4 protein-coding genes and 2 pseudogenes are annotated in these 4,765 nt (G+C 66.0%); 3 read left to right on the forward strand and 3 right to left on the reverse strand.

The window, feature by feature from the left end:
• Positions 1 to 683, reverse strand: a 683-nt coding sequence (locus tag JMF90_RS24500; RefSeq protein ID WP_201325529.1) for a YdcF family protein, incomplete at its 3' end; no start/stop codon positions are given.
• 160 nt (positions 684 to 843) lie between these two features.
• Between JMF90_RS24500 and JMF90_RS24505 the strand changes: the two genes are divergently transcribed.
• Entirely contained in the window at positions 844 to 1,161 is a 318-nt protein-coding gene (locus JMF90_RS24505; protein ID WP_011545254.1) for a hypothetical protein, read from the forward strand.
• Between the two features lie 196 nt (positions 1,162 to 1,357).
• On the opposite strand, the gene JMF90_RS24510 is transcribed toward JMF90_RS24505, so the two are convergent.
• Together JMF90_RS24510 and JMF90_RS24515 are read right to left on the reverse strand one after the other, a co-directional pair.
• Positions 1,358 to 1,609, reverse strand: a complete 252-nt coding sequence (locus JMF90_RS24510; RefSeq protein ID WP_201316858.1) for a hypothetical protein — start codon at positions 1,607 to 1,609, stop codon at positions 1,358 to 1,360.
• A 201-nt stretch (positions 1,610 to 1,810) separates the two neighbouring features.
• Positions 1,811 to 2,206, reverse strand: a pseudogene (locus JMF90_RS24515) (transposase); the annotation flags it as partial.
• 430 nt (positions 2,207 to 2,636) lie between these two features.
• On the opposite strand from JMF90_RS24515, the gene JMF90_RS24520 reads away from it, so the two are divergent.
• Both JMF90_RS24520 and JMF90_RS24525 read left to right on the forward strand, forming a co-directional pair.
• On the forward strand, positions 2,637 to 3,539 hold the full coding sequence (locus tag JMF90_RS24520) for a LysR family transcriptional regulator (RefSeq protein ID WP_012328377.1): 903 nt from the start codon (positions 2,637 to 2,639) through the stop codon (positions 3,537 to 3,539).
• 76 nt (positions 3,540 to 3,615) lie between these two features.
• Positions 3,616 to 4,743, forward strand: a pseudogene (locus tag JMF90_RS24525) (pyridoxal phosphate-dependent aminotransferase); the annotation flags it as partial.
• Between the last annotated feature and the right edge of the window lie 22 nt (positions 4,744 to 4,765).

Here is a 4,765-nt window from a genome sequence, read left to right on the forward strand (position 1 = left end):
TGCGCGATCCCGACCAGCTCGTGCAGCGCCTGTTCGGCGTTGGCCACATTGCGCCAGCGGGGCAGCCAGCCCGTTTGCGCGCGTCGCAGATTCGCATAAACGGGCTGCGGATCGATGCCGAAACGGCGGAAATCGAGCAACGCCCGGCGCATCTGGTACGACGACGTGACGAGAACGCGCGCATCGTCATACTGTGAGCGTAGTATAGATGCAGTGAATTTCGCGTTTTCGTAGGTTGTGCGGCTGTTCGGTTCGAGCACGAGGTCGGCCGGCGCCACGCCTTCAGCGACGAGTTGGCGTCCGTACACGGCTGCCTCGGTGTCGCCGTGATGCTGCGGGTCGCCGCCCGACATCACCACGGTGCAGCGTTCGGCCTGCTGCCGGCACGTGCGATAGAGCGCCGCAACCTTGTGGATGCGCGCGACGCCGTCGGGCGGCGGCTGCACTCCGGTGTCGGTGCGGTGCGTGCCGGCGCCGATGAGGATCAGCGTGGTTCGCCCGTGCATGTCGGGATGCTCGACCGGCGTGACGCCGTCCTCGCTCCAGGCGATCAGCGGCGCTGCGAGCCAGCCCGTCGCGAGCAGCCAGAACAGCGCGGCGGCGACGATCGAAATGGTTCGACGCTGCTTGCGGCAGAGCATGAAACCGATGAAGAGAAGTACAAATGAATCGAACAGAATCAATTTGATTGGGGTATGGTGTCTTTTTATGGACGGCTGACGATACGACCCTGACGCGACGCCGAACAACGTCGGCCTCCAGAATCGGTGGCGGTTTCGGCGGGCGGAGACCCCGCCCGGCGCGCCGCTTCGCATTGTCGCTGCACTTTAAGAAAGAATCGAGATGGCCACGTATTCCAACGAAGCGGTGCTCGACGCATTGAGACGAGTGCAGTACCGCCAGGTACCGTGGGCACGCCGCCCGGGCGTGTTCGAGTATCTCCGTTCGCTCGGGCTGATGGACACGGTCAGGCAGAAGACCGTTGCCCCCGCGCCGGGCTTCCATGCACCGGTCGACATTGCCGTATTGACCGACAGCGGTCGAGCCGAATTCTCGCGCCTCGAGCGCGCCGAGAAATTACTTTCCTGGACTGATCGCCGCATGGACGACTACGCATTGAGCGAAGCGAGCGCCGTGGCGATTCTCGAAAGCCGCCTGTAGCGGGCCGTCTTCATCCCGCCCCGCGCATCGCCGCGCAGGCCGGCGATGCAAAAAAAGCCCGTATCACAAGGATACGGGCGTACCGGATACTTTTGCTGCTGCCACGCTGTGCTCATGGCAACGATGTGACCCGCCGCATGGGGCGCAGTTCCCGGATACCGGCATTTTCTTTGGCGAAATCTCGAAATCGGCAGGACTACGGATGACGCGACATGCCCGGTGGCTGTGAGCCAATCCGTGCTCGCGCGTTGCTGGCGATGTCGCCGCGCAAGTCGCCGCGTGGCACGGTTTGCCGGCTGGGCGGGTTGGCGGACGGCGGCTGGCGGAGGGTGTTGCGGTGATCCTGCTGGCGATGCGGCGGTTTCATCCGATCGTCCGCATGGACGGGAGCGGTCAGCGCCACGGAAACGACAATGCCGCATGCAACGAGCAGTGACATTGTTTTCATGGCGGGGCTCCCTTCAAGCCGTCAGTGCGGCCTGTTGATATGACGCTAAGGTAAGCGTGGGAGTGCAGGCTTGCTGTAAATATTAGTAAATAGATGTTTCGCGGCACGACAACGGTAATCGACGGCAAGGCATGCGTCGCAACGAAGTCGCGTCGCAAAAAGAAACCGGGCGGCCGAAGCCGCCCGATCGAGCATTCGTTACGCCATCTTGACGGGCGCGCGCCAGGATTCCGGATTGGTCCAGAACGCGCCGCGCAGCCGGTCGCGGCTCGGCGGTGCGGGCGGCTTCGCCGCGCTTGCGCCGATGCGTCCGCGCAGCGAGATCTGACGGCCGCTCGTGCCGAGTCGTTTCACGATTTCGGCGAGCGTACCGTCCGCCTGCCATTCGTCGAAGCGGCGGCGGCAGGTCGGCGGGGACGGATAGCGGCCCGGCAGTTTCGACCAGCCTTCACCCGTCGACAGCACCCACAGCACGGCATTGACTACCGATCGGGCTTCCACGCGGGGGCGGCCACGCCGCTCACTCCGTGCGGGCTCCGAGCAAAACAGACCCTCGACCAGCGCCCATTCGTTATCTCTCAAATCGTCGAACAGCATCATGTCCTCACCTCAGCGAAGCTAACTCCGGTGCGCTGCCCTGCGCCGCGCACTCTTCAAGCACTCGATCGTCGAGTGCCGGGTGGGGGCGTCCGGTTGGCCGGCAGCGGTGTTTCTACTCTTCCGTCCGACGAAACCTGCACCCTGTGCGCAAGGTAATGCACGAAGCGTGCCATGTCAGAGGTAAATCCCTCGAGAGCCGCTTGGCAGCGAGCTAACGGCTAAGTCAGCTAGGGGCGTATAAGACGCCAAAATAACCCGTGAGCAAATCGGGACAATCACCAATCTTGTGCAATCCGCCCATGCCACGTGCGTTTGCGAACGTATTGCACCGCAGCGAAACATGTGTGACCGGTGCCGCATTCATTCATCGAAGTCGTTTCGCGCATTAAAATCGTGCATCGATATCGACGATTGATGAGGCCGGGACATGAACGTTACGCTGCGCCAGCTCCGCGTATTCATCGAAGTCGCGCGGCTCAAGAGCTTCAGTCGGGCGGGTGACGAGATCGGGCTCACGCAGTCCGCGGTCAGCCGCTGCGTGCGCGAGCTCGAGGCCGAACTGGGGCTGAAGCTGATCGACCGCACGACGCGCGACGTGCAGCTGACCGACGTCGGTGCGAACCTGATCGCGAGCGTGTCGCGTCTGCTCGACGATCTCGACGATACGTTGCGCGAGATTCGCGAGATCGGCGAGCAACGCCGCGGGCGCGTGATCGTCGCGGCAAGCCCGACGATCGCATGCAGGCTGATGCCGCGGGTGGTGGCGTCGTGCGAGCGCCAGTTCCCGTTCGTGACGCTTGGCCTGCGCGATGACGTGCAGAGCGACGTGTTGCGCAAGGTGAAGTCGAGCGAAGTCGACTTCGGCGTCGTGATCGGCCCGCTGACGGTCGCCGATCTGGTCTGCGAGCCGCTGATGACCGATTCGTTCTGCCTCGTCGCGCGCGCCGACCATCCGCTCGCGGCACGGGCCGAGGTGCCATGGACGGCGCTGGACGGCGAGCGCCTCGTGCTGCTCGATCATGCGTCGGGCAGCCGGCCGCTGATCGATGCCGCGCTGGCCACGCATCGCGTCAACGCGACGGTCATGCAGGAGCTCGGGCATTCGGCGACCGTGTTCGGGCTGGTCGAGGCCGGCGTTGGCGTGAGCGTGCAGCCGTGGCTGTCGCTGCCGCTGCCTGCCGGCTCGACGCTGGTCGCGCGGCCGCTCACGCCGCGCACCGAGCGCACCGTCGAGCTGGTGCGCCGCCGCGACCGGTCGTTGTCGCCCGCCGCGCAGGCGATCTGGGAGCTCGTGCGGCAGATGCCGGCGCGGGCCGAAGATCTCGACTGACGCGTATTGGCGTGCGTCCGGTCTGGCTTGCCGGCCGGTACACTACGCGGATCGTGTTCCTCGGCGGTGGCTTTCGATGACGCATTCCGCAGGTTTTTTCCCGGCGAGCGACGAACCGGCGGCGCGCGCCGCGGTGCACGCGCTGCGGCCGTCGCTGATCCGCGAGGTCGCAAACGCCGGCTTCGGCGTGCCGGACATGCTGCCGTTCTGGTTCGGCGAATCCGATCGCGTGACGCCGGACTTCATCCGCGACGCCGCGGCCGCGGCGCTGCGCGATGGCGCGACCTTCTACACGCACAATCTCGGGACGGCGGCGCTGCGCGACGCGATCGCCGCCTATGTCAGCGCGCGTCACGGTGCGACGGCGGCCGACACGGTCGCCGTAACGAGTTCGGGCGTGAGTGCGCTGATGCTGGCTGCGCAGATGCTGGTCGGGCCGGGCGAACGTGTCGTCGCGGTCACGCCGCTGTGGCCGAATCTCGTCGAGATTCCGAAGATCCTCGGCGCGCAGGTCGACTGCGTGCCGCTCGGCTACGGCGACGCGGGCTGGCAGCTCGACGTCGGTCGGCTGCTCGCGGCGCTGACGCCCGATACGCGGATGCTGCTGATCAACTCGCCGAACAACCCGACCGGCTGGACGATGTCGCGCGACGATCAGCGGGCCGTGCTCGCCCATTGCCGTCGTCACGGCATCTGGCTGGTCGCCGACGAGGTGTACGAGCGGCTTGCATTCGACGAGGGCGGCGCGCCGTCGTTCCTCGATATCGCGTCGCGCGACGAGCGCGTCGTGGTCGTGAATTCGTTCTCGAAGGCGTGGGCGATGACGGGCTGGCGGCTCGGATGGCTGATTGCGCCGGCGTCGGTGATGGGTGACCTGTCGAAGCTCGTCGAATACAACACGTCGTGCGCGCCGGGCTTCGTGCAGGCCGCCGGTGAGGTCGCGTTGCGCGACGGGGAGCCGTTCGTGCGATCGTTCGTCACGGCGCTGCGCGACGCGCGTGATCACCTGGTCGCCGCACTGCGGACGCTGCCGGGCGTCGAGGTACCGCCTCCGCCCGGCGCGATGTACCTGTTCCTGCGGCTGCCGGGCGCGACCGACAGCCTGGCGTTCTGCAAGACGCTGGTGCGCGACGCGGGGCTCGGCCTGGCGCCCGGTCGAGCGTTCGGCCCGGAGGGAGAAGGGTTCGTGCGCTGGTGTTATGCGTCGTAATAACTTCGTATAGCAT

It is taken from the genome of Burkholderia sp. E168m23, from assembly GCF_016586125.1.
GTDB classification, from domain to species: Bacteria; Pseudomonadota; Gammaproteobacteria; order Burkholderiales; family Burkholderiaceae; genus Burkholderia; species Burkholderia orbicola.